A 21120-nucleotide genomic window follows, 5' to 3' on the forward strand; every position below is an offset into this window, starting at 1 on the left:
TCCATGATGGAGGCCCTCAAGGTGATGGCTTGCTTCAAGGTTAGCCTTTCAACACATAACTGGGACAGCGCCTTTTTTTTGCCCGGCGATCAGGCATGCCCTGAACGGCATATGGTGGGGCTGTGCGGGGAGAGGCGGGTCGGACGGGGCTGGCGGCTCAGAGCGGATCCTCTGGCCAGTCGATGTCTTGCACGCAGCCGGGATCGTCCAGGGGCAGGGTGCGCAGACGCCTCCGATGGCGCAGCAGTACGCCTTGCGCACCCTGCTCCCCCGCCAGGCTCGCCAGCTCGGGGAGCAGATCCGCGGGGAAGCTGACGGGGTGGCCAGGCTGCCCCTGATGGAGGGGGCGCACTATCTCCCTGCCAGTCTGGGCGGCTTGCAGCGCCCGCAGGCTGGCGGGGGAGAGGCGGGGCATGTCGGCCAGGGCGATGAGCAGGCTGTGGATGGGGCGGCCGCTCGCCAAGAGGGTGCGCACCCCGTGGGCCAGGCTGTCCCCCAGGCCGCCGTCCCGTGGCACCTGGGTCAGCTCGGCGCCGGAGTCCGCCAGCAGGCGGCGCATTGCCTCGTCTCGCTGCCTGAGCACCACCAGCACGCTGTCATGACAGGGGAGCAGGGTGGCCAGGGTGCGCAGGATCAGGGGCGGGGAGCCTGCGAGGCGCTTGTCGCTGCCGTAGCGGCGGGAGAAGCCGGCCGCCAGCAGCAGGGCGATGCGCTCAGGTTGCATCTGTGGCCTCTCTCAATCGGATGCCCTGGCGCACGGCGATCACCTCGGCCAGCACGGCGATGGCGATCTCCATGGGGGTCTTGCTGCCGATGGGCAGCCCTATGGGGGCGTGGATCCGCGCAAGCTGGGCCTGACTCGCCTCGGCAATTCGCTGCAGCCGCTCCAGCCGACGGGCGCTGGTGCGCACCGACCCCATGGCACCGAGGTAGAAGGCGTCGGATTCGAGCCCCGCCATCAGCCCGGCATCGTCGATCCTGGGGTCGTGGGCCAGGGCCAGCACGGCGCTCTGGGCCGTGGCATGGCGCTCGACGAAGCGCTCGGGATCGCACCACTCCACCGCTATGCCCCCTTGCTCCGGCCCCCAGCGCCAGTCGCTGCGGTATGGCTCGCGGGTATCGCACAGCCGCACCTCGAAACCGGCGGCCTGACCGAGCCTGGCCACCTGCTCGCTCACCTGGCTGATGCCGAGCAGCAGCAGGCACCAGCGCTGGGCATAGCTCAGGCGTACCCGGCCTGGCGTCTCTTGCTCGCAGGGATCCGTCGTCTCCCCGGCCAGATAGCGGCGTGTCCCCTGCTCGAGCAGCACCTCCCGCACGAAGGGGCGGCCCCCTTGCAGTCGGGTGAGCCACTCGTCGAGATCCGCGCTGGCCGCGTCCCCTTCGAGGCGCTCCACCAGCAGCCGGATGCGACCACCGCACGGCAGCTCGAACGCACTGCCATCGGGGGCCAGGTGGGAGCCATAGTCCAGCAGGCTCAGGGGGGCATCATGCTCCCCCCTGGCCAGCATGGCGACGAAGGCATCCTCGATGCAGCCCCCCGAGATGGAGCCGCTGCGGTGGAGGCCATCGGTGGCGAACAGGGCCCCCTTGGGGCGGGGGGCCGAGCCGTAGGTCGCCACTATGCTGCACAGCCAGATGCTTTTCCCCTGGGCCAGCCAGGCGAGGCTCTGACGCAGCACCTCCAGCTGAGGGTCACTCATGGTGCGCCTCGACGATCTCCTTCTTGAGCGTACTGATGTCGTCGGCACTCAGGGTGGAGGCTTGATGGGCCCAGGTCTGGCGCAGGAAGTTCACCAGATCCGCCAGTTGCTGGTCGTTGAGCTCCCTGGCGTAGCCGGGCATGGGGGCGAAGCGCTCGGTCTGGCTGTAACTCTGGGCCGGGATCCCGCGCAGCAGCACCGCCAGGGTGTTGGTCGCGGCCGCCTGATCCAGGGTGGCGTTGGCGTACATGGAGGGGGTCACGTTCGGCTTGCCCTGACCCTGCTGGCCGTGACAGCCGGCGCAGTAGTCCCGGTAGAGCCCGTAACCCGGGTGCGATGCGTCCAGAGTGACCGGCCTGGGCGCAGGCTCCGGCAACGGGGTGTCGCTGCCGAGCAGGTAGCTGGTGACGGCATGCATGTCCTCGTCGGTCAGGTAGGCGAAGCTCTTCTCGACCACGGGATACATGCCGGCGAAGACGCCCCCCTTGACCGAGTAGCCCTTGCGCAGCAACCGGGTCAGGGAGTCATGGGTCCAGCCCTGGCGCCTGAGTTCGGTGGCGGTGATCTCCGGGGCCATCACCCCCTCTATCATGGCCCCTTTCAGGTAGCGTGAGTTGTCCATCGCCATGAACAGATCCCGCGGCGTGTGGCACTCGCCGCAGTGTCCCAGCCCGTCCACCAGGTAGCGGCCACGGTTCCAGTTGCTGCTCTTTGCCGGATCCGGCTGGAAGGCGCTGTCCTCATGGGCCACCAGGTTCCAGGCCATCAGGCCGGTGCGTACGTTGAAGGGGAAGCCGACCTCGTTGTCGCGGTTCACGGTGGCGGCCGGCCTGGTCTGCATGAAGTAGGCGTAGAGTGCCTTCATGTCCTCATCCGTGACCAGGTGATAGGAGGTGTAGGGCATGGCGGGATAGAGGCGTCCCTTGGGGGCGTTGCCGTTGTGCATCACCTCGTAGAAATCCTCATAGCTGTAGCTGCCTATCCCCTGACTCTTGTCGGAGCTGATGTTGGTGGAGTAGATGACGCCAAAAGGCGTCTTGAACCCCAGCCCGCCTGCGTATTTCTGGCCCCCCTCGGCGGTGTGGCAGGCGGCGCAGTCACCCACCTTGGCGAGGTATTCCCCCTGTGCCACCAACGGATCCCGGGTGTCGGCCGCGGAGACGGCGCCTGCGCCCAGCAGGAGCGCGAATGTGAGTCTGGAGAGCATCATGTGCGGACTACCCCCTCCGAGATCAGCATGGCCTTGACCCCCTCGTAGTACTTCTTGTAACCGGTGCAGCGGCAGACGTGATCCTTGAGTGCCTCTTCTATGGTGGATTCGAGATCGGCCATGGCCACCGGCGCTTTGCGCAGCCGCTCCAGCAGCACTGTGGTCTCGTTGACAAAACCCGAGGTACACCAGCCGCACTGGAAGGAGAAGTGATCCAGGAAGGTCTTCTGCACCGGGCTCAGGGCGATGATCTTGCCCAGCTTGTTGCGCGTCGCGTGGCTTTCCACGGTACGGATGCGCTGGCCGTTGAAGCGGCCCACCCCGTTGATGCAGGTGCGCACGCTCTCGCTGCTGCCATCCGCCCCGTCGACCACTATGGTGCAGGCATGGCAGACGCCGACGCCGCAGCCGAACTTGGTGCCGGTCAGGTTCACATACTCGTGCAGGAAGTCGATCATCATGGTGTTGTCATCCACGTCGATCGGGCCAATGAGACGGTCGTTGATGGTCATGTTTACGGTGATCATTGGATGGCCTTCTGAATGTCGGTTGCAGTGACGGGAAGATGATAGAAACGTGTGCCGGTCGCCTGATAGATGGCTTCGACCAGGGCGGCGACCACGGGGATCATCACCACTTCGCCTATGCCCTTGGTGGCATCGGTCGGCGAGAGGGGATCGAGCAGGGTGTGGGTCAGGTTCCAGACCGGCAGCTGGTGCGCCAGGGGGACCTGGTAGCGGTTCAGGTTCCAGGTGCCGTTGCCCGGCCCGTCCTGCCCGGCGGGCAGGTATTCATACAGGGCGTGACCGACCCCCATGGCCAGGCCGCCCTGGATCTGCCCTTCCACCAGCTCGGGGACGATGACACGGCCGGCGTCCAGCCAGCTGTGGGCAGACAGTATGTGCACCTTGCCGGAGCCTTTCTCCAGGGCTATCTCGACCAGGGTGGCGCAGGGGGCGTAGTAGGTCACCATGGCGTTGTTCAGGCTGGTGCTGGGGTAGTGGGCCTGGGTGCGCTCGAGCAGCTGGTAGCCGTTGCCATCCGCCTGGGCCCGTTTCTCGCTGCTGGCGCCCTCGCCGTAGCGCAACGCCAGCGCATCTATGGGCAGGCGCTGGCTCTGACCCTCTATGGTGAAGTCGCACTCGGCCCAGGCCCAGCGGTTGAAGCAGTGCACCATGGCGCCTGTGATGAGGCCGTTGGCGTGAGCATGGGCCGCCAGCAGGGCGAGCGGCAGCGGCGGCATGCCACGGGTCGTGAGGCCAGCCGGGGTCCAGCTCGCCTCGCTGGCGGGGCCGAGATCCAGGCCTGCCTGGCCGACGAAGTACTGCTTGCGCCAGATGGCGGTCGCCGCCGGCCAGAGCGTCTGCTCGAACAGGATGCGGGCCGCGGTGACGGTGGCATGACTCTGGAAATAGGAGGAGATGGAAGCCGAGGAGGCCTGCGGAATGGCCAGCGTCCAGCGCGGGTTCTTCTGCATCTCGTCCTGGCGCGCCTGCGAGATGGTGTAGGGGTTATCGGTCGAGACCAGCTTGAAGCTATCCCAGAGGGCGATTTCGGCGAGCGCTATGGTGTCGGCCGGTTGGCCCAGGTAGCGGCTGACGATCTCGGCCTGGGAGGTCTGGATCCCGGTGCCCATCTCCATGCCGCTGATTTTCAGCAGTATCTCCCCCTTGCTTGTCAGCTCGACGCAGGCGGAGGGGGCCACGGCGCCGGTGCCATAGTCCTTGGTGGTGATGCCAAAACCCGTGCCGTGCAGGCGATCCGGATGCTGGGTCTCGTAAGCCTGCTTCCTTGCCTGGCGCTGGGCCCAGATCTCGTGCTGTTCGGCCATGGCCAGGATCTCGGGGTAACGGTTGTTGCCCTCGGGAATGGCCCCCTGGGTATTGGGCTGGCCGGGCTTGATCAGGTTGCGGCGGCGCAGCTCCAGCGGATCCATCTTCAGCAGGGCGGCGGCCTCGTTGACCATCATCTCCATGGCCGCCATGGTTTGCAGGGAGCCGTATCCCCGCATGGAGCCGCAATCCGGGTTCTCGGAGGGCAGGGCGACCGCGGTGATGTCGTTCTTGGGGAGGTAGTAGACCCCCTGGATGGCGCTGGCCCCCACGCTGGCCACCGAGCCGGTGAAGTTCAGGCGACCGCCGCCGTCCACTGTCATGGTGCTGATCAGGGCGCGGAACTGGCCGCTCTGCTTGTCGAGCACCAGCCTGTTGTGCATGTTGAACGGATGACGCTTGAGGCCACCCTGGAACTGTTCGAAACGATCGTTGGCCAGGCGCACCGGCCCCTCGCCATAAAGGGTCGCGAGCAGGCCATAGAAGGGGAATATGGTGTGATCCTTGGCCCCGAAGCCGCCCCCGATGAAGGGGGAGTGCACCACCAGCTTGTCGACCTTGCCGGCCAGCGGCCCCTTGGCCAGCATCTCGGCGGCCTCGTAGTAGAAGTCGTGAGGGGACTGGGTGCTCAGCACCAGGTGCATGGTGCGCGCCTTGGCGTCGAACCAGCCGTTGAAGTTTTCCGGCTCCATCATCATGGGCTCGATGAACTGGGTCTGGTAGGTGCGATCCAGCACCAGGGCATCCTCGGCCTCCAGCTCCTTGTGCACCAGTCCGGCCTGATGCATCCCCTGCTCGCCGGCGTTGCCATCGGCGTTGCCATCGGCTTTGGCCGTCGGCCAGACCGGCTGGTGGTTGACGATGGCCGGGAAGAAGAGGCCGTTCTTCAAGGTGCTGTATTGATCCTCCCTGCCGAGCTTGCCCTCGATCCGGATGATGCGCCAGCAGGCCCAGGGATCCCGGGTGGTGGCGACCAGGGGGGTCACATCTCCGTAGCGCACCACCTTGCCGTTGAACTGCAGGATCTGCTTGGCCCGGTTGAAGGTGGCGAAGTCTGTGAAGATCAGCATGGCGGCCGCATGGCCCAGATAGTCCGGGGTGGCCCCTTCGCTCACCATCATGTTGATGCCGTAGAAGGCGGGCAGCTCGACGCCGTCGCGCACCAGATCGGCGGCCGTGATCACCCGGCGGGGCTGGGCATTGGCGGGCAGCATGGAGAGATCCAGCCCCAGATAGGCGCGATCCGCCTTGTCGAGCCGGATCAGCAGAGCATGTTGCTGCTGGGACGGCCAGCCAGCCAGATCCTGGGCGCGATAGTCCCGGCTGTAGATCTTCTGGCCGGTAACCTTGGCCAGGCCATCGCTGCGAAACTTGACCTTGCCACCCTGCTTCCACTGGCCGAGCAAGGCGGGATCGAAGACCTCGTCTTCCATGCCGGACAGGGAGAGGTTGGCGAGGAGGGGGGCGCTGTAGACGGCGATGCCGGCTATGACGCACTGCTTGATGAAATCACGTCTTGATACGGAGTAGGACATGGCTCAGCTACCTGTGTGAGGATGAGGCGAGTGGCTCGAGGGAAAGGGAGGGGACAGGTGTTGTCGACCATCTTCCCTGATGTCGCAGCAAAATGACAAAGTTGTAAATAGGATACTAGGAGGATGCAGTTTGGAAAATGTCTGGTTCTTGTTGGTTCCAGCTCTGTTCAGCTTGGCGGTGTGACGGACCGGATGTTGCTAAATTGTTTCAAGACATTGAAGTGTGATCTCGCCGCAATATCAAGCAGCCATGTGTTTGTGCCCGCAGGAAGCCCTTTATGCCAGCCTCGTTCAGCCCGCTCTCTGTGGGGAAGTGGCTTGCCCGAGAGCCGATCGCGGCGAAATAAAGGATGCCTGTGGCCGGGAAGCGACCCTGCCCGGAGGCAAATGGCGTCTGGCGTGACGCCAGCCAGGGCGCGGCGGCAAATTCCTGTTGAGCCTCATGGATGAATAGTGGATCATTGTCGGTTTCTAAGCGGGGGCGCGCGGTTGCCCCATGAGCTGAGACATTCGAGGTGAATTCATGAGCGAGGCGAGCAGCCCAACCAACTTTATCCGTCAGATCATCGATGAAGATCTGGCCAGCGGTAAGCACAAGAGCGTGCATACCCGTTTTCCGCCGGAGCCGAACGGTTATCTCCATATCGGCCACGCCAAGTCCATCTGCCTGAACTTCGGCATCGCCCGTGACTATCAGGGCCAGTGCAACCTGCGCTTCGATGACACCAACCCGGCGAAGGAAGACATCGAGTTCGTGGAGTCCATCAAGCAGGACGTACAGTGGCTCGGCTTCCAGTGGAGCGGCGAGATCTGCTACTCCTCCGACTATTTCGACAAGCTGCACGGCTATGCCATCGAGCTCATCGAGAAGGGTCTGGCCTATGTGGACGAGCTCTCCCCCGAGCAGATGCGCGAATACCGCGGCACCCTGACCGCCCCTGGCAAGAACAGCCCGTTCCGCGATCGTAGCGTGGAAGAGAACCTGGCGCTGTTTGCCAAGATGAAGAGCGGCGAGCTGGCCGAAGGCAGCGCCTGCCTGCGCGCCAAGATCGACATGGCATCCCCCTTCATGGTGATGCGCGATCCCGTCATCTATCGCATCAAGTTTGCCCACCACCACCAGACAGGTGACAAGTGGTGCATCTACCCCATGTACGACTTCACCCACTGCATCTCGGACGCCCTGGAGGGGATCACCCACTCCCTGTGCACCCTGGAGTTCCAGGACAACCGTCGCCTCTATGACTGGGTGCTGGACAACATCAGCATCGACTGCCATCCCCGTCAGTACGAGTTCTCCCGTCTGAACCTCGAATACACCGTCATGTCCAAGCGCAAGCTGAACCTGCTGGTGACCGAGGGGCACGTCAGCGGTTGGGACGATCCGCGCATGCTGACCGTCTCTGGGCTGCGTCGCCGTGGCTACACTCCGGCCTCCATCCGCGAGTTCTGCCAGCGCATCGGCGTGACCAAGCAGGACAACATCGTCGAGATGAGCATGCTGGAAGCCTGCATCCGCGACGATCTCAACGAGAATGCACCGCGCGCCATGGCGGTGCTGCATCCGGTGAAAGTGGTCATCGAGAACCTGGCCGCCGACGAGGTGCTTACCGCACCGGCTCACCCGAACAAGCCGGAGATGGGCAGTCGTGAGCTGACCTTCACCCGCGAGATCTTCATCGACGAGGCGGACTTCAAAGAAGAGGCGAACAAGCAGTTCAAGCGCCTGGTGCTGGGCAAGGAAGTGCGCCTGCGCAACGCCTATGTCATCAAGGCGGAGCGGGTCGAGAAGGATGCGGACGGCAAGGTCACCTGCATTTATTGCTCCTACGATCCCGAGACCCTGGGCAAGGATCCGGCCGATGGCCGCAAGGTGAAGGGGGTGATCCACTGGGTCAGCGCCACTCACTCCCTGCCGGCCGAGATCCGTCTCTACGATCGTCTGTTCAAGATGCCGAACCCGGGTGCCGAGGACGACTTCGAGGCGGCGCTCAACCCGGACTCCCTGGTGATCATCCAGGGCGCCCGGGTCGAGGCCTCCCTCAAGGACGCCAAGCCGGAGTTTGCCTACCAGTTCGAGCGTGAAGGCTACTTCTGCGCCGACAACAAGCTCTCCAGCCCGGAGCAGCTGGTGTTCAACCGCACCGTGGCCCTGCGTGACGTCTGGGGCAAGGCCGAGGCCTGATCGCTGCCGTCTGACAGGCAGAGGGCAGGGGAGACCCTGCCACTCTGGTCCGGATTGCGGACACAAAAAAAGCCAGCGTGATGCTGGCTTTTTCATGGCTGCTCGCGGCCGACGGCGTTATTCGTCGTGCTTGCAGTCACCGTTCACGCAGTGACCATAGAGATAGAGGCTGTGGTTGGTCAGGCGGATGTTGTGGTGCTTGGCGATGTCGCGCTGACGCTGCTCGATCACCTCGTCGGAGAACTCGATCACCTTGCCACAATCGAGGCAGACCAGGTGGTCGTGATGTTCCTGGGTGGCCAGCTCGAACACCGACTTGCCCCCTTCGAAGTGATGGCGGGTGACGATACCGGCATCATCAAACTGGTTGAGAACGCGATAGACGGTAGCGAGACCAATCTCCTCACCCTGGTCGATCAGCCGTTTGTACAGATCTTCCGCACTGGTGTGCTGGCAGTCCGGCTGTTGCAGGATTTCCAGGATCTTGACGCGGGGCAAGGTGATCTTGAGCCCGGCCTTTTTTAACGCTTGGTTGTTGTCTGCCATATTCTATTTATTCGCATTCTCGAAGGTGTGGTTATTCTGATTGACTGCCAAAGGAATGGCAACCACGAACTCGTATGGCCTGACATTATAGGTCGTAGCCAAGTCAAAAATAAACCCAGTAATTCAAGGGGTTTAGCACATTTCCCCCCTGTGGAAGATTAATCTGGCCGGCCCGGACCGGGCTTGCTCCGCGAGGGAATGTTGATACTATGTCACTTCTCTATAGTCTGGTCGGATGAGATCCATGGATTGGCTTTTTGGCAACGCGGCCTGGGTGCGCCACGCCCTCAACGCCTGGCCCCCGTTCTGGGGTGCGGGCATCAAGATAGAAACATTGAGCCCGGATTTTCGCTTCTGTCGGGTCACCCTCAAGTCTCGCTGGTGGAACAAGAACGCCAACCGGACCCAGTTTGGCGGCAGCATGTTCGCCATGACGGATCCCATCTATCCGCTGATGCTGATGGGCCATTTCAAGAACCGCTATTACGTCTGGGACAAGGCGGGCAGCATCAATTTCATCAAGCCTGGCAAGGGGATGCTGGTGGCGGAGTTCAATCTGACCGACGCCAAGCTGGCATCCATAGTGGCGGCGACCGAGGGGGGCAACAAGCATTTCCCCGAGTTCGAGGTGCAGGTGCAGGACAAGCGGGGCGAGCTGGTGGCCCAGGTCAGGCGCACCCTGTATGTGAAGCCCAAGCCGGAACACAGAACCCAGAGCCTGGCTGCGCCGGCCATGAAGGAGTAGAAACAACAAGGGCCCCGACGGGGCCCTTGTTGTCAGAGGAGGGAGATCACTCCAGCTCGCTCAGGCACATCTCTTCGTGCAACTGCTTGCACCAGACCTTGACGCGCTCGGCGGTCAGCTCCGGCTGGCGATCCTCATCGATCCCCAGACCGACGAAGTGATTGTCATCCACCAGTGCCTTGGAGGCCTCGAACTCGTAGCTCGCGGTTGGCCAGTGGCCGATGATGATGGCACCTTTGGCTTCGACGATGTCACGCAGGGTGCCCATGGCGTCGAGGAAATATTCGGAATAGTCTTCCTGATCGCCGCAGCCGAAGATGGCGACCAGCTTGTTGTTGAAGTCGATCTCTTCGAGCTCGGGGAAGAAGTCATCCCAATCGGCCTGGGCTTCGCCGTAGTACCAAGTCGGGATACCGAACATCAGCAGATCGAAGCTGTCGATGTCGGCCTTGCTGCTCTTGGCAATGTCACGGACTTCAATCAGTTGTTTGCCCAGTTCTTTCTGGATCATCTTGGCGACAGCTTCGGTATTACCGGTATCGCTGCCGAAAAACAGACCTACACTAGCCATAGTGTTTAGTTACCCGTATCTGGTTAATGCTTAACGGTTCAGATTGCGATGCCTGCTGCATGCGCAGACTCAATCTGTTGCTTCAGGATAGATTGGATCAGCTCGGCTCGGCTGACGTTCTGTTGTAGCGCAAGTTGGTTCAGGCGCTCCAGCAATTCGGCCTCCACCTTTAACTCGACCCGCTTCAGGCCGTTCTCCCGATCGCGCTTGAGCTGGTTGCGCTTGTTGATCTTGAGTTGGGTCTCACGGGGGAGTGGATTGGTCTTTGGCCTGCCGGGGCGCTTCTCAGTTGCGAACAGATCCAGTGTTGTTCGATCAGTTTGCTGTTTGGCCATACATCACAGATGAAAAGTAGTTAGCCGATCCCAGAGCCTTCCCAGCCCATTTCGATCAGCCCCTTGGCGACAAAACCCGCGCAACCCAGAAACAGAACCAGCCAGACGATAAAGCGGCCGAAACGGGGCACGTTGCCGCGTTTGAGCACGTCGTGAATGGCCAGACCAATCAGCAGGAAGATGGCCACGAAGAACAGCTTCAGGCCCAGACTCTCGATCAGATCGATATGTTCATACAGCATGGATTGCGCACACTCCTTATGACGGGCGCACTATATCACAAAGGATTTGAAACTGTTAACCGCCTGTCGACAGGAAATCCACAACCAGTTTATTGAACAAAACCGGCTTTTCGGCGTGCAGCCAGTGGCCGGTTCCGGCGATGACACGGGCCTTGGCGGCCGGGAATTGTGCCATCACTGTCTCGGTATACTGAGGCTGCACATAGTCGGAATCCCCCCCCTTGATGAACAGGGTCGGCCCCTCGAAGCGGGTCTGGTCGTCGGGCCAGCCCATGATGTTGGCGTAGTTGCGCTCAAGGGCCGGCACATTGAAACGCCAGCCCCAGCCCGCCTCGGTTTTGGCGAAGGACTTGAGCAGGAACTGGCGCACGCCGGCGATCTCGATATGTTCGGCCAGGATGGCTTCCGCCTCGCTGCGGCTTTGGGGAGGGCGCGTGAGCGTGGCGTTGAGACCGGCGAACACATTCTGGTGGCGGGCATGGGGATAGGCGACCGGGGCTATATCGGCCACCACCAGCCGGTCGACCCGGGCAGGGGCCAGCTTGGCGACCTGCATGGCGACCTTGCCCCCCATGGAGTGACCGACCAGGGATACCTGCTCAAGCCCGAGCCGATCCAGCAGGGCGATCACATCCGCCCCCTGCTGCGGGTAGCTCATCTCATCGGAGTGAAAGGAGGCGCCGTGGTTGCGCAGATCGACGCTGATGACCCTGTATTGCTCGCTCAGGGGGCGGGCCAGCAGGCCGAGGTTGTCCAGGCTGCCGAACAGGCCGTGGATCAGCACGACGACAGGGCCTTGTCCCTGATCCTTGAAATTCAATAATGAGTTTTGTTGCAAAATGACACCTTGTCGGTCGTGGGCTGTTTCGCCAGATTTTTAACACACTGAAAGAAAAGGATTTCATTCCTTGGGGGGCATTTTTTTGTGGTTTTTTTCCAAAAAAACGGCCCGGGATCGGTTATCAGTGCGGGGGATCACACACTTGGCTCGCCATTATGCCGTATTCTCACCGAGATTCATGCACATCTGCCAGCCCCTCCCTTGGGCTGCCGGGTCTGCCTATGTATAATCGCCGCATCCGAATTTCGACGAGTCCAGCGCATCCCTATGAAAACCATCGAGCTTGATGACGATCTCTACTTCTTTATCGCCAGCCAGACCCGGCACATCGGCGAGAGTGCTTCCGATATCCTGCGCCGCCTGCTGGAACAGCCCGTCAAGGCGGGGACGACAGTGCCGGCCGCGCCTGTGGCCCAGCCTCAACCCCTGGCCGATGCGATGGGACTGGAAGCCCTGCTCGATTCCGGCGAGCTGCAAAAAGAAGAGAAGTCCATCAACCGCTTCATGCTGGTGCTCAGCACCCTGTATCGGGACAACCCGGAGAGCTTCACTCAGGCGACCGAGATCAAGGGGCGCAAGCGCGTCTATTTCTCCCGTGACCCGGAAGCGCTGCGTGCCAGTGGCAGCACCACCAAGCCCAAGCAGGTGCCGGATACCCCGTTCTGGGTCATCACCAACACCAACACCAGTCGCAAGCAGAACATGGTGGCCCAGCTGATGACCAGCATGGGTTATGACGAGGCTCTGACGGCTCGGGTGTGCGGCACCGTTTAACGCATCAACGACTCAAGGCCTTGCCGGGCAAGGCTTCTGCTCAAGGAAAACGCCATGGCACAGCATCCCCACGCCGGTCAGCCGGCCCGTTTAAGCGATCTGACCAACATTCCCCGTCTGGTCAGCGCCTACTACCTCAACAAACCGGACATGAGCCGCCCCGAGCAGCGGGTAGCCTTTGGCACCTCCGGCCACCGGGGCAGCGCCCTGCACAACGCCTTCACCGAATCCCACATCCTAGCGGTGACCCAGGCGCTGGTGGAGTATCGCCAGCAGGCCGGCATCCAGGGCCCGCTGTTTGTGGGCATGGACACGCACGCCCTCTCTGAATCCGCCTTCTCCAGCGCGGTGGAAGTGCTGGCGGCCAATGGCGTCGAGACCCGCATTCAGGCTGGCCTCGGCTTCACGCCGACCCCGGTCATCTCCCACGCCATCCTGCGCCACAACGCCAGCAAGCCGGCGGCCCTGGCGGACGGCGTGGTGATCACCCCGTCCCACAACCCGCCGGAAGACGGTGGCTTCAAGTACAACCCCCCCCACGGCGGTCCTGCCGAAGGGGAGATCACCAAGTGGGTGGAAGACAGAGCCAACGCCATTCTGGAAGCCGGTCTGGCCGGCGTGAAGCGGATGCCGTTCGCCGAGGCCCTGGCCAGTGAGTTCGTGGTCGAACACGACTATGTCACCCCCTATGTGGACGATCTCGAGAACGTGCTGGACCTGGCCGCCATCAAGCAGGCTGGCATCAAGATCGGTGTGGATCCGCTGGGGGGCTCAGGCGTCGCCTATTGGGACGTGATCGCCAAGCGCTACGATCTGGACATAGAGGTGGTGAACTACAAGGTCGACCCGACCTTCTCCTTCATGACCCTGGACAAGGACGGCAAGATCCGGATGGACTGCTCCAGCCCCTTCGCCATGGCGGGCCTGATTGCCCTGAAAGACAAGTTCGACATCGCCCTTGGCAACGACCCTGACTACGACCGTCACGGCATCGTCACCAAGGCGGGTCTGATGAACCCGAACCACTATCTGGCGGTGGCCATCCAGTATCTGTTCACCCACAGAACCGGCTGGCCCAAGACGGCGGCGGTCGGCAAGACGCTGGTCTCCTCGTCCATGATCGACCGGGTCGCCGGCGAGATCGGCCGCACCCTGAAAGAGGTGCCGGTCGGCTTCAAGTGGTTCGTGGATGGTCTTTTCAGCGGTGAGTTTGGCTTCGGCGGCGAGGAGAGCGCGGGCGCTTCCTTCCTGCGCAAGGACGGCACCGTCTGGACCACAGACAAGGATGGCTTCATCCTGGCGCTGCTGGCCGCCGAGATCCTGGCCGTGACCGGCAAGGATCCCCAGGCCCACTACGATGCCCTGGAAGCCAAGTTCGGTCGCTCCAGCTACCGCCGCATCGACGCTCCCGCCAACAGCGCCCAGAAGGCGGTGCTCTCCAAGCTGGATCCGGCGCTGGTGGAAGCCTCGACCCTGGCCGGCGAGCCCATTCTCGCCAAGCTGACCAAGGCCCCCGGCAACGACGCCGCCATCGGCGGCCTCAAGGTGGTGACCGAGAACGGCTGGTTCGCGGCGCGCCCCTCGGGCACCGAGTCCATCTACAAGATCTACATGGAGAGCTTCAAGGGCGAGGCGCACCTGGACCTGATTCAGCAGGAGGCCCAGCAGATCGTCTCCGCGGCCCTGGCCAAGGCCGGCGTCTGAGCCTGAAGCCAGTCACTGAAGCGCATAAAAAGGAGCCATATCGGCTCCTTTTTGCTGTGTGCCAGGTGGGGATCTGGTGCCCGATCAGCCATTTCCCGGCTGGTCGGGGCAAGCCTTGGCAGCCTGCCCGCCCTTGAAGAGGGGGCGGGTCGGCAGCTTCATCAGGAACAGGGAGAGCAGGATCACCGCGATGCCGAGCCACTGGCGGCCGTCCAGGGTCTCTCCCACCAGCAGCACGCCGAAGGAGACCGCCACCATGGGGTTGGTGAGGGCCAGCATGCCCATCACCTCGGGACCGTGGCGCTTGAGCCCCCACAGCCAGGCCCAGTAGGCCAGCGCAGTGTTGAGCAGAATAAGCCAGATGAGCCCTGGGGCACTCGCCGGCTGCGGCAGCGGCATAGGGCCCGCCAGCCACCAGGCGAGCGGGATCAGCATCAGGCCCCCGAGCAGCAGTTGCCAGGCGGTCAGCGCCAGCAGATCGCTCACCGGCCAGCGCTGCATCCAGCGGCTGGACTGGCCGATGAGCAGGGTGGCCAGCAGGGCGCACGCCACGCCGACGGGATCCAGGTTGGCGGAGGGGTTGAGCAGCAGGAGCACACCCGCGAGCCCCATCAGTCCCAGCAGCAGCCACTTCAGGCTGGGTCGCTTGCCGTCCTGCCACCAGGCCAGCCCCATCAGAATGAGGGGCAGGGTGGCGCCCAGGGTGCCCGCCACCGCCCCCGGCAGGCGATAGGCCGCCACGAACAGCAGGGCGAAGAAGGCGGTGATGTTGCAAAACGCCAGCAGGAACTGCCGGTTCCAGGTGAGGGGCGGCCGGCGGGGATGGAGCAGCAACAGCAGTACGCCGGCCGGCAGTGCCCGCCACACGGCCACCCAGTAGGGGGAGTAGTCGGTCAGATAGAGGCTGACGACGGCATAGGTACTGCCCCAGAGCAGGGGGGCGAGCAGGGCAATCAGCAGTGGCATGGTTGTCTCGTAATGAAGTATCTTCAAGTAAAGATAAATTAGCCGCGAGTTAGTTTATTATCAAGTATCTTTTCGAAAAGATAATGGAGCCGGAATGGATAGTGATCATGTAGACCTGCTGCTGGCCCAGTGGGCGCGGCAGCGACCGGATCTCGACTGCTCCCCCATGGGGGTGCTGGGGCGGGTGGCGCGCATGGCGGCCATCGCCGGGCGCGAGGTGAGTGAAGAGCTCAAGAGGTGCGGCCTGCTGGGCTCAGACTTCGACATACTGGCGACCCTGCGCCGGGCCGGCGAGCCGCTGACCCCGACCGCCCTCTACCAGTCCGCCATGCTGAGCTCGGGGGCCATGACGGCCCGGCTCGACAAGCTGGAGCAGCGTGGTCTGATAAGACGTGAAGCCTCCCCCGATGACAGGCGAAGCCTCTTGGTCTGCCTGACGGAGCCGGGGCGGGAGCTGGTCGACCAGGCGGTGGAGCGCCACGTGGCGAACGAGCGGCGCCTGCTGGCCCCGCTGACGAACGAGGAGCAGGGGCAACTGGCCGCCCTGCTCAAGCGCTGGCTGCTGGAAAACGAATAGCAAAACGGGCCCGATGGGCCCGTTTTCGTAGGGTGGGGCTGGCTCAGTAGCCGCCTCTGGCATCCCTGACCGCCAGACCCAGCTGCCACACCGCCATGGCATAGTGGGTGCTGTGGTTGTAGCGGGTGATGGCGTAGAAGTTCGGCAGGCCGTACCAGTACTGATAGCCGGTGCCCACGTCCAGGCGCAGCAGGCTCGCCTCCTTGTGGTTGCCGAGCGATGCGGTGGGGGCCAGCCCAGCTCCGCGCAGGGTGGCGACCGGGTAGCGGGTCTGGAAGCCGTGCTCATAGCCGGGTAGCTGGCCCTGACCGCGCACCGCCACCGGTTGTCCCTTCTCCCAGCCATGGGCCTTGAAGTAGTTGGCCACGCTGCCGATGGCATCCACTGGATCCCACAGATTGGTGTGGCCATTGCCGTTGAAGTCCACCGCATAGCTGCGGAAGCTCGACGGCATGAACTGGCCATAGCCCATGGCGCCGGCGTAGGAGCCCTTGGGTTCGGTGGGATCCATGCCCTCATCCCGGGTCATCACCAGGAAGGCCTCCAGCTCGCCGGTGAAGAAGGTCGCCCGGCGCGGATAGTCGAACGCCAGGGTCGCCAGGGCATCCAGGATGCGGGTCTTGCCCATCACCCGGCCCCAGCGGGTCTCCACCCCTATGATGCCGACGATGATCTCGGGGGGCACCCCGTAGATCTGCTGCGCCCGATTGAGCTCGCTCTCGTACTCACGCCAGAAGCTGACGCCGTTTTGCACATTGTCCGGGGTGATGAACTTGGCGCGGTAGCGATTCCAGGCGCCGGTCGGCCCTGTGGGGGGCGTGGTGGTGGGCGCCTGGGCGTCCATCAGCCGGATGATCCAGTCGTAGCGTTCGGCCTGGGCCAGCACCCTGTGCAGCTCGGGGCCGTTGAAGCCGTGCTTGTCGACCATGCGCTGCACGAACTGATCCACGTTGCTGCGGTTGGCGAAGTCTCCCTTGCTGACCCCCTGCTGGTAGAAAGGTTTGCTCGGCGGCGTCTGATTGATGAAGGCGCTCTGGGGCTGCGGCTTGACCACGGGCTTGGGGGCCGGTGTGCTGCTGCAGCCATACAGCAGAGGGAACAGGGAGAGGGTGAGGAGAAGGCGACGCATATGGTTCTCGTGAGCCTGAAAAAGAGTGTCGTCATGGTAAAACATTGGTGTCCATGCGCAAGTGCTCAGTGCAGGGCCTGGGGCCCATATTCATCCGCCGCTGAATTAGTCGACAGGCCCCTCTCCTCTCAACGCAGGGTGTGGTAGCCGCTCCAGAGCCGGGTCAGGGTGGTGATGGCGCAGAGCAGGGCAAAGCCATAGGCGAGCGGGGCGAAGGCGGCGGGCCACAGGCACATCAGCACGAACAGGGCTATGGTCTCGCTCCCCTCGGTGAGGCCGCCCAGGTAGTAGAGGGACTTGTGGTGGTAGACCGGATTCTCGATGCCGCGCTTGCCCGCCATGATGGCAAAGGCGAGGAAGCTCGAGCCCGTGCCCATGAAGGCGAACAGCAGGGTGGCGGCGGGCAGGGCGTTGGCGGGGGCACCGAGGGCAAAGCCCAGCACCACGGCGGCATAGAAGATGAAGTCGAGGCTGATGTCGAGGAAGCCGCCGCAGTCGGTGATCCCCGTCTGGCGCGCCACGGCCCCATCCAGGCCGTCCAGCAGCCGGTTGAACAGGATGGCGGCGAGGGCCCAGCCGTGCCAGCCCAGTGCCAGCAGCGGCAAGGCCAGCATGCCGACGGCAAAGCCGGTGAGGCTTATCTGGTTGGCGCTGATCCCGGCCCGGCACAGGGGGGCGGCCAGCAGCTGGAGGGGGCGGCGAATGAGGGGGATCAGGTGGCGATCAAACAAGGTCGGTCTCCTCTTTGGTCAAGCAGGGAGTGGTGAGTGTCAGGATAGCCCCCGGGGCATCCTCGTCGTCGTGGGTGACCAGCAGGGCGGGTATGCCGAGCGTCTTGAGCCGCTCGAACACCAGGGTTCTGAAGGCCGCGCGCAGCGGCTTGTCCAGCCGGGAGAAGGGCTCGTCCAGCAGCAGGGCCTCTGGCTCTGCCAGCAGGGCCCGCAGCAGGCCGACGCGCGCCTTCTGACCGCCGGAGAGCTGGCCCGGCAGCTTGTCCGCCTGCCCTGCCAGACCCACCTCTGCCAGCGCTTCGAGGGCGCGGGCCCGTCTCGCCGCCATCCCCCCGAGATGCGCCGGCATGCCGAACATCAGGTTCTCTGCCACCGTCAGATGGGTAAACAGCAGATCGTCCTGAAACAGCATGCCGATGCGCCGCGCCTGAGGTGACAGGGGGGTGAGCAGCCGCTCGCCGAGCCGTACCTCCCCCGTCAGCCGGATAGGCCCAGGGGGCAGCACCCCCGCGAGGGCCGCCAGCAGGGAGCTCTTGCCGCAGCCGCTCGGGCCCATCAGGGTCAGTACCTCGCCGGGAGCCACCGTCAGGGGGGGCAGCGTCAGCAGGGGCTGGTCATCCAGGTAGAGGGTGAGCGCGGTGGTATGCAGCATGATCAATGCCTCAGTGCGGGGTTGATACGGCGGGGCAGCCAGAGCACCAGGCCGTAGATGAAGAGTGGCAACAGCAGTTGCAGCAGACCATAGAGGCCAGCCAGTCGCCGGTTGAGGCCGCTGCCTATGGCCACCGCCTCGGTGGTGATGGTGACCACGCGGCCCGCGCCAAACAGCAGGGTGGGCAGGTATTGGGCCAGGCTCACCGCCGCCCCGACCCCGAAGGCGAACAGCAGCGGCCGTGCCAGCAGCGGCCCCTTCACCTGCCACCAGGCGCGCCAGGGGCTGGCCCCGAGGGAGAGTGCCGCCCGGGTGAGGCGATCGTCGAACTGGCGATAGGGGCCGTGCAGGCAAAGATAGACGTAAGGGAAGACAAACAGCAGCTGGCTCCACAGCACCCAGCCCGGTCCTATGCCGTCGACGCCGCCGAGCCAGTCGATCTGCAGGCGCAGTCCGAACAGCAGGCTGGCCTGGGGCAGCAGCAGCGGCAGGCAGATGAGCCAGAGCGGCCACTGGCTGTGGTGGGGACGGCGGCCCTGCTGGGCCTCCAGGGCGAGCACCGCCAGCAGCAGCGAGAGGCCGGCGCAGAGCAGGGCCAGCCACAGGCTCTGCCACAGCAGGGGCCCCAGGGTGGGCAGCAGCTCCAGCCAGTGGCGGCCGCTCCATTCGCTGGGCCAGAGCGCGGGGAAGGACCAGCGCCGGGCCAGGGACCAGAGCAGCAGGGAGGCCAGCACCAGCAGGTTGATGGCGAGCAGGACCCAGACCCCGGCCCGGGTGAGGCGCTCGGGCCAGAGAGAGGGGAGGCTGCGCCTGCCGTCCAGCCAGCGGGCCTTGCCAAGCGCCCCGTGGCTCCACTCCAGCAGCCGCAGGGCGGCGAGCAGCAAGAGGTTGAGCGCCAGCAGCAGCAGGGCGCCGCTGGCGCTGGCCCCGCGCCACTGGAGGTCCGGGTCCTGATACCAGAGCCAGAGCCGCACCGCCAGGGGGGCAGGGGCATCTGGCCCCAGCAGCAGGGCGAGATCCACCACCCCCAGGCCATAGGCCGCCACTGCATAGAGGGGCAGGCGCAGGGCGGGCCAGAGCGCGGGCAGCAGCAGGCGCCACCAGATCTGCGGCCCGCTGAAGCCCATGGTTTGCCCAAGCCACTGCTGGCGGCTGACTCGGACGGGGTCGAGGGCCGAGAGCGCCATCAGCAGCAGAAAGGGGGTCTCTTTCAGGATGAGCGCCAGAATGAGGCCGAGCCCCCAGGGATCTCTCAGGGTCTGCCAGTCGGGCGGCAAGTCAAAGCCGGTGAGGGCGGGGGAGATCAGGCGCAGCAACCAGCCGGAAGGGGCGAGCAGGAAGGCCACGCCGATGGCGAAGGCGACGTGGGGCAGGGCCAGCAGGGGGGAGAGCAGGCGGCGCAGCCTGCGCATCCAGGGTTGCCCCTCCCCCCGGGCGAGCAGCAGGGCGGTGAAGAGCAGGGCCCCCAGGGTGGAGGCCCCCGCCACCCAGAGGCTCAGGCCCAGCGAGTGCCAGAGCCCGGGCTGGGCGAGCAGCAGGCTGATATGGCCTTTGGCCAGGCCTTCAAGCAGCAGGAGCAGCAGACCGCCGGCGACAGGCGCGGCCAGCGACAGGGCGCACAGCAGGAGAAAGAGGAGGCGCCAGGGCCGGATGCTCATGGTCTAGTGGCCGTAGCGTTCGGCCCAGGCCGCTTCCAGCCGAGTCTGCCAGCTGGGATGGGGTTCGGCCACCGCCTTGAAGCGCAGGGCCGGCTGACGGTTCCCCGGCAGGGCATCCTGGCGCAGCACGCTGGGGTCCCCCCAGAAGGCGGGATCCGCCTTGCGGGCCTGGGCGGTGGGGCTCAGCAGGAAGTTGGCCACCACCTTGGCACCGGCCCGGGCGCTGGCGTTGAAGGGGATGGCGAGGAAGTGGCTGTTGGTCAGGGCCCCCTTGGCCATGGCAACGGCCTTCACCGCAGGGGGCAGGGTGCCGTTTTGCACCGAACTCTGGGCCTCGCCCGGGTTGAAGCTGATGGCCATGGCCAGCTCGCCGTCATCGAGCAACTGTTTGGTCTCGGCGGCGCTGGTGGGGAAGAGCTTGCCCTTGCGCCAGAGCACGGGGTGCAGCTGATCGAGCCAGCCCCAGAGCGGGGCCGTGAGGCGGGCAGAGTCGGCGTCGCTCGCCTCCCGATAGAGGGGCGCAGGATCGGCGGTCAGCTCAAGCAAGATCTGCTTGAGGAAGCTCGAGCCATGAAACTGGGGCGGCTTGGGGTAGGTGAAGCGGCCAGGATTGGCCTTGGCCCAGGCGAGCAGCTCGGCCGCCGAGGTGGGCGCTGTGGTGACTTCCTCCGTGTCGACCATCAGATTGAGCTGGCCTATGCCCCAGGGGGCCTCGAGCCCGGCGACCGGCAGGGTGAAGTCTTCGTGCACCGGCAGCTTGGTGTCCACCAGTGCCAGGTTCGGCAGATCCTGGGTGAAGGGGGCCCCCAGCAGCCCCTGCTCCTTGAGCGCCTTGAAGTTCTCCCCGTTGACCCAGAGCAGGTCGATGGGGCCGCCCGACGTCTTGCCCGCCTGCTTGCTGGCCAGCAGCTGGCTGACGCTCTGGGCTATGTCATCCACCTTCACCTGCACCAGGGTGACCCCGTACTGGCGCTCAATCTCCTGCCCCGCCCACCCCAGGTAGGCGTTGATCTCCGGGCTGCCGCCCCAGGCATTGAAATAGACGCGCTGGCCCTTCGCCTCTGCGAGGGTCTGTTGCCAGGTGGTCTCGGCGGCGTGGAGCTGGGTCGCCAGCAGCAGGGGGGCGGCGAGCAGGGGACGGAGCAGGGCGCGAACTCGGGTCTTGAACATGGTGAGGGTCTCGT

Annotated in this window: 21 protein-coding genes; 5 read left to right on the forward strand and 16 right to left on the reverse strand. The window is 64.4% G+C overall.

The genetic code is table 11. The features are described from left to right. Nucleotides 1–157 precede the first annotated feature (157 nt). From AC3WR3_RS00005 to AC3WR3_RS00025, 5 genes are read right to left on the reverse strand one after another with little or no spacing between them, the layout of a single operon-like run. Entirely contained in the window at nucleotides 158–724 is a 567-nt protein-coding gene (locus tag AC3WR3_RS00005; RefSeq protein WP_492290811.1) for a nucleotidyltransferase family protein, read from the reverse strand. Continuing rightward, nucleotides 714–1703: an XdhC family protein gene (locus tag AC3WR3_RS00010; RefSeq protein ID WP_492290812.1), complete on the reverse strand. Its 990-nt coding sequence runs from the start codon at nucleotides 1701–1703 to the stop codon at nucleotides 714–716. Before AC3WR3_RS00010 ends, AC3WR3_RS00005 begins: the two co-directional genes overlap by 11 nt. Next, on the reverse strand, nucleotides 1696–2913 hold the full coding sequence (locus AC3WR3_RS00015) for a c-type cytochrome (RefSeq protein WP_492290813.1): 1218 nt from the start codon (nucleotides 2911–2913) through the stop codon (nucleotides 1696–1698). The genes AC3WR3_RS00010 and AC3WR3_RS00015 overlap by 8 nt, the downstream gene beginning before the upstream one ends. Further along, entirely contained in the window at nucleotides 2910–3440 is a 531-nt protein-coding gene (locus tag AC3WR3_RS00020; RefSeq protein WP_492290814.1) for a (2Fe-2S)-binding protein, read from the reverse strand. The genes AC3WR3_RS00015 and AC3WR3_RS00020 overlap by 4 nt, the downstream gene beginning before the upstream one ends. Beyond that, nucleotides 3437–6280: a xanthine dehydrogenase family protein molybdopterin-binding subunit gene (locus tag AC3WR3_RS00025; protein ID WP_492290815.1), complete on the reverse strand. Its 2844-nt coding sequence runs from the start codon at nucleotides 6278–6280 to the stop codon at nucleotides 3437–3439. Before AC3WR3_RS00025 ends, AC3WR3_RS00020 begins: the two co-directional genes overlap by 4 nt. Before the next feature lie 523 nt (nucleotides 6281–6803). On the opposite strand from AC3WR3_RS00025, the gene glnS reads away from it, so the two are divergent. Next, complete coding sequence (gene glnS / locus AC3WR3_RS00030) at nucleotides 6804–8465, forward strand: glutamine--tRNA ligase (RefSeq protein WP_492290816.1); 1662 nt, start codon at nucleotides 6804–6806, stop codon at nucleotides 8463–8465. 117 nt (nucleotides 8466–8582) lie between these two features. On the opposite strand, the gene fur is transcribed toward glnS, so the two are convergent. Then, nucleotides 8583–9011 (reverse strand): ferric iron uptake transcriptional regulator, encoded by a 429-nt coding sequence (gene fur, locus AC3WR3_RS00035; protein ID WP_005325677.1) that lies wholly within the window; start codon nucleotides 9009–9011, stop codon nucleotides 8583–8585. 244 nt (nucleotides 9012–9255) lie between these two features. Here fur and AC3WR3_RS00040 point away from each other — a divergent pair, with 244 nt between their 5' ends. Then, a complete protein-coding gene (locus tag AC3WR3_RS00040; RefSeq protein WP_247626857.1) occupies nucleotides 9256–9756 on the forward strand; it encodes a DUF4442 domain-containing protein in 501 nt (166 codons plus the stop codon). A gap of 46 nt (nucleotides 9757–9802) precedes the next feature. On the opposite strand, the gene fldA is transcribed toward AC3WR3_RS00040, so the two are convergent. From fldA to AC3WR3_RS00060, 4 genes are read right to left on the reverse strand one after another with little or no spacing between them, the layout of a single operon-like run. Beyond that, nucleotides 9803–10327, reverse strand: coding sequence for a flavodoxin FldA (gene fldA, locus AC3WR3_RS00045; RefSeq protein ID WP_492290817.1), 525 nt, complete (start codon nucleotides 10325–10327; stop codon nucleotides 9803–9805). A gap of 38 nt (nucleotides 10328–10365) precedes the next feature. Further along, entirely contained in the window at nucleotides 10366–10662 is a 297-nt protein-coding gene (gene ybfE / locus AC3WR3_RS00050) for a LexA regulated protein (protein ID WP_005325670.1), read from the reverse strand. Nucleotides 10663–10682: 20 nt separating this feature from the next. Continuing rightward, on the reverse strand, nucleotides 10683–10904 hold the full coding sequence (locus AC3WR3_RS00055; protein ID WP_106887376.1) for a DUF2788 domain-containing protein: 222 nt from the start codon (nucleotides 10902–10904) through the stop codon (nucleotides 10683–10685). Between the two features lie 55 nt (nucleotides 10905–10959). Further along, nucleotides 10960–11724: an alpha/beta fold hydrolase gene (locus AC3WR3_RS00060; RefSeq protein WP_429160831.1), complete on the reverse strand. Its 765-nt coding sequence runs from the start codon at nucleotides 11722–11724 to the stop codon at nucleotides 10960–10962. 288 nt (nucleotides 11725–12012) lie between these two features. Between AC3WR3_RS00060 and seqA the strand changes: the two genes are divergently transcribed. Both seqA and pgm read left to right on the forward strand, forming a co-directional pair. Further along, complete coding sequence (gene seqA, locus AC3WR3_RS00065; protein WP_307765509.1) at nucleotides 12013–12519, forward strand: replication initiation negative regulator SeqA; 507 nt, start codon at nucleotides 12013–12015, stop codon at nucleotides 12517–12519. A gap of 54 nt (nucleotides 12520–12573) precedes the next feature. After that, complete coding sequence (gene pgm / locus AC3WR3_RS00070) at nucleotides 12574–14223, forward strand: phosphoglucomutase (alpha-D-glucose-1,6-bisphosphate-dependent) (RefSeq protein ID WP_492290818.1); 1650 nt, start codon at nucleotides 12574–12576, stop codon at nucleotides 14221–14223. Nucleotides 14224–14307: 84 nt separating this feature from the next. On the opposite strand, the gene AC3WR3_RS00075 is transcribed toward pgm, so the two are convergent. Beyond that, nucleotides 14308–15189: a DMT family transporter gene (locus AC3WR3_RS00075; protein WP_139436438.1), complete on the reverse strand. Its 882-nt coding sequence runs from the start codon at nucleotides 15187–15189 to the stop codon at nucleotides 14308–14310. A 94-nt stretch (nucleotides 15190–15283) separates the two neighbouring features. Between AC3WR3_RS00075 and AC3WR3_RS00080 the strand changes: the two genes are divergently transcribed. Further along, nucleotides 15284–15766, forward strand: coding sequence for a MarR family winged helix-turn-helix transcriptional regulator (locus AC3WR3_RS00080; RefSeq protein WP_492290819.1), 483 nt, complete (start codon nucleotides 15284–15286; stop codon nucleotides 15764–15766). A 43-nt stretch (nucleotides 15767–15809) separates the two neighbouring features. Here AC3WR3_RS00080 and mltB read toward each other — a convergent pair whose 3' ends face one another. The 5 genes from mltB to AC3WR3_RS00105 all read right to left on the reverse strand — a co-directional run bounded on the left by mltB (nucleotide 15810) and on the right by AC3WR3_RS00105 (nucleotide 21106). Then, nucleotides 15810–16895 carry a lytic murein transglycosylase B gene (mltB, locus tag AC3WR3_RS00085; protein ID WP_492290820.1) on the reverse strand — a complete coding sequence of 362 codons (1086 nt, stop codon included), beginning with the start codon at nucleotides 16893–16895 and terminating at the stop codon, nucleotides 15810–15812. 128 nt (nucleotides 16896–17023) lie between these two features. After that, complete coding sequence (locus AC3WR3_RS00090; RefSeq protein WP_043131563.1) at nucleotides 17024–17626, reverse strand: CDP-alcohol phosphatidyltransferase family protein; 603 nt, start codon at nucleotides 17624–17626, stop codon at nucleotides 17024–17026. Further along, nucleotides 17619–18278, reverse strand: a complete 660-nt coding sequence (locus tag AC3WR3_RS00095; protein ID WP_492290821.1) for an ATP-binding cassette domain-containing protein — start codon at nucleotides 18276–18278, stop codon at nucleotides 17619–17621. Before AC3WR3_RS00095 ends, AC3WR3_RS00090 begins: the two co-directional genes overlap by 8 nt. 2 nt (nucleotides 18279–18280) lie before the next feature. Next, nucleotides 18281–19936, reverse strand: a complete 1656-nt coding sequence (locus AC3WR3_RS00100) for an ABC transporter permease subunit (RefSeq protein ID WP_492290822.1) — start codon at nucleotides 19934–19936, stop codon at nucleotides 18281–18283. Nucleotides 19937–19939: 3 nt separating this feature from the next. Beyond that, a complete protein-coding gene (locus AC3WR3_RS00105; RefSeq protein ID WP_492290823.1) occupies nucleotides 19940–21106 on the reverse strand; it encodes an ABC transporter substrate-binding protein in 1167 nt (388 codons plus the stop codon). Between the last annotated feature and the right edge of the window lie 14 nt (nucleotides 21107–21120).

This window comes from Aeromonas sp. EU05-FHT14A05 (genome assembly GCF_058791175.1).

What these genes read in the sequence shown, in the direction of transcription:
- AC3WR3_RS00025 (WP_492290815.1), bottom strand. Translation starts at nt 6,280, where the DNA reads ATGTCCTACTCCGTATCAAGACGTGATTTCATCAAGCAGTGCGTCATA.
- seqA (WP_307765509.1), top strand. Translation starts at nt 12,013, where the DNA reads ATGAAAACCATCGAGCTTGATGACGATCTCTACTTCTTTATCGCCAGC.
- AC3WR3_RS00100 (WP_492290822.1), bottom strand. Translation starts at nt 19,936, where the DNA reads ATGAGCATCCGGCCCTGGCGCCTCCTCTTTCTCCTGCTGTGCGCCCTG.
- AC3WR3_RS00075 (WP_139436438.1), bottom strand. Translation starts at nt 15,189, where the DNA reads ATGCCACTGCTGATTGCCCTGCTCGCCCCCCTGCTCTGGGGCAGTACC.
- fldA (WP_492290817.1), bottom strand. Translation starts at nt 10,327, where the DNA reads ATGGCTAGTGTAGGTCTGTTTTTCGGCAGCGATACCGGTAATACCGAA.
- AC3WR3_RS00055 (WP_106887376.1), bottom strand. Translation starts at nt 10,904, where the DNA reads ATGCTGTATGAACATATCGATCTGATCGAGAGTCTGGGCCTGAAGCTG.
- mltB (WP_492290820.1), bottom strand. Translation starts at nt 16,895, where the DNA reads ATGCGTCGCCTTCTCCTCACCCTCTCCCTGTTCCCTCTGCTGTATGGC.
- AC3WR3_RS00105 (WP_492290823.1), bottom strand. Translation starts at nt 21,106, where the DNA reads ATGTTCAAGACCCGAGTTCGCGCCCTGCTCCGTCCCCTGCTCGCCGCC.
- fur (WP_005325677.1), bottom strand. Translation starts at nt 9,011, where the DNA reads ATGGCAGACAACAACCAAGCGTTAAAAAAGGCCGGGCTCAAGATCACC.
- ybfE (WP_005325670.1), bottom strand. Translation starts at nt 10,662, where the DNA reads ATGGCCAAACAGCAAACTGATCGAACAACACTGGATCTGTTCGCAACT.
- pgm (WP_492290818.1), top strand. Translation starts at nt 12,574, where the DNA reads ATGGCACAGCATCCCCACGCCGGTCAGCCGGCCCGTTTAAGCGATCTG.
- AC3WR3_RS00005 (WP_492290811.1), bottom strand. Translation starts at nt 724, where the DNA reads ATGCAACCTGAGCGCATCGCCCTGCTGCTGGCGGCCGGCTTCTCCCGC.
- AC3WR3_RS00020 (WP_492290814.1), bottom strand. Translation starts at nt 3,440, where the DNA reads ATGATCACCGTAAACATGACCATCAACGACCGTCTCATTGGCCCGATC.
- AC3WR3_RS00095 (WP_492290821.1), bottom strand. Translation starts at nt 18,278, where the DNA reads ATGCTGCATACCACCGCGCTCACCCTCTACCTGGATGACCAGCCCCTG.
- AC3WR3_RS00015 (WP_492290813.1), bottom strand. Translation starts at nt 2,913, where the DNA reads ATGATGCTCTCCAGACTCACATTCGCGCTCCTGCTGGGCGCAGGCGCC.
- AC3WR3_RS00080 (WP_492290819.1), top strand. Translation starts at nt 15,284, where the DNA reads ATGGATAGTGATCATGTAGACCTGCTGCTGGCCCAGTGGGCGCGGCAG.
- AC3WR3_RS00010 (WP_492290812.1), bottom strand. Translation starts at nt 1,703, where the DNA reads ATGAGTGACCCTCAGCTGGAGGTGCTGCGTCAGAGCCTCGCCTGGCTG.
- glnS (WP_492290816.1), top strand. Translation starts at nt 6,804, where the DNA reads ATGAGCGAGGCGAGCAGCCCAACCAACTTTATCCGTCAGATCATCGAT.
- AC3WR3_RS00040 (WP_247626857.1), top strand. Translation starts at nt 9,256, where the DNA reads ATGGATTGGCTTTTTGGCAACGCGGCCTGGGTGCGCCACGCCCTCAAC.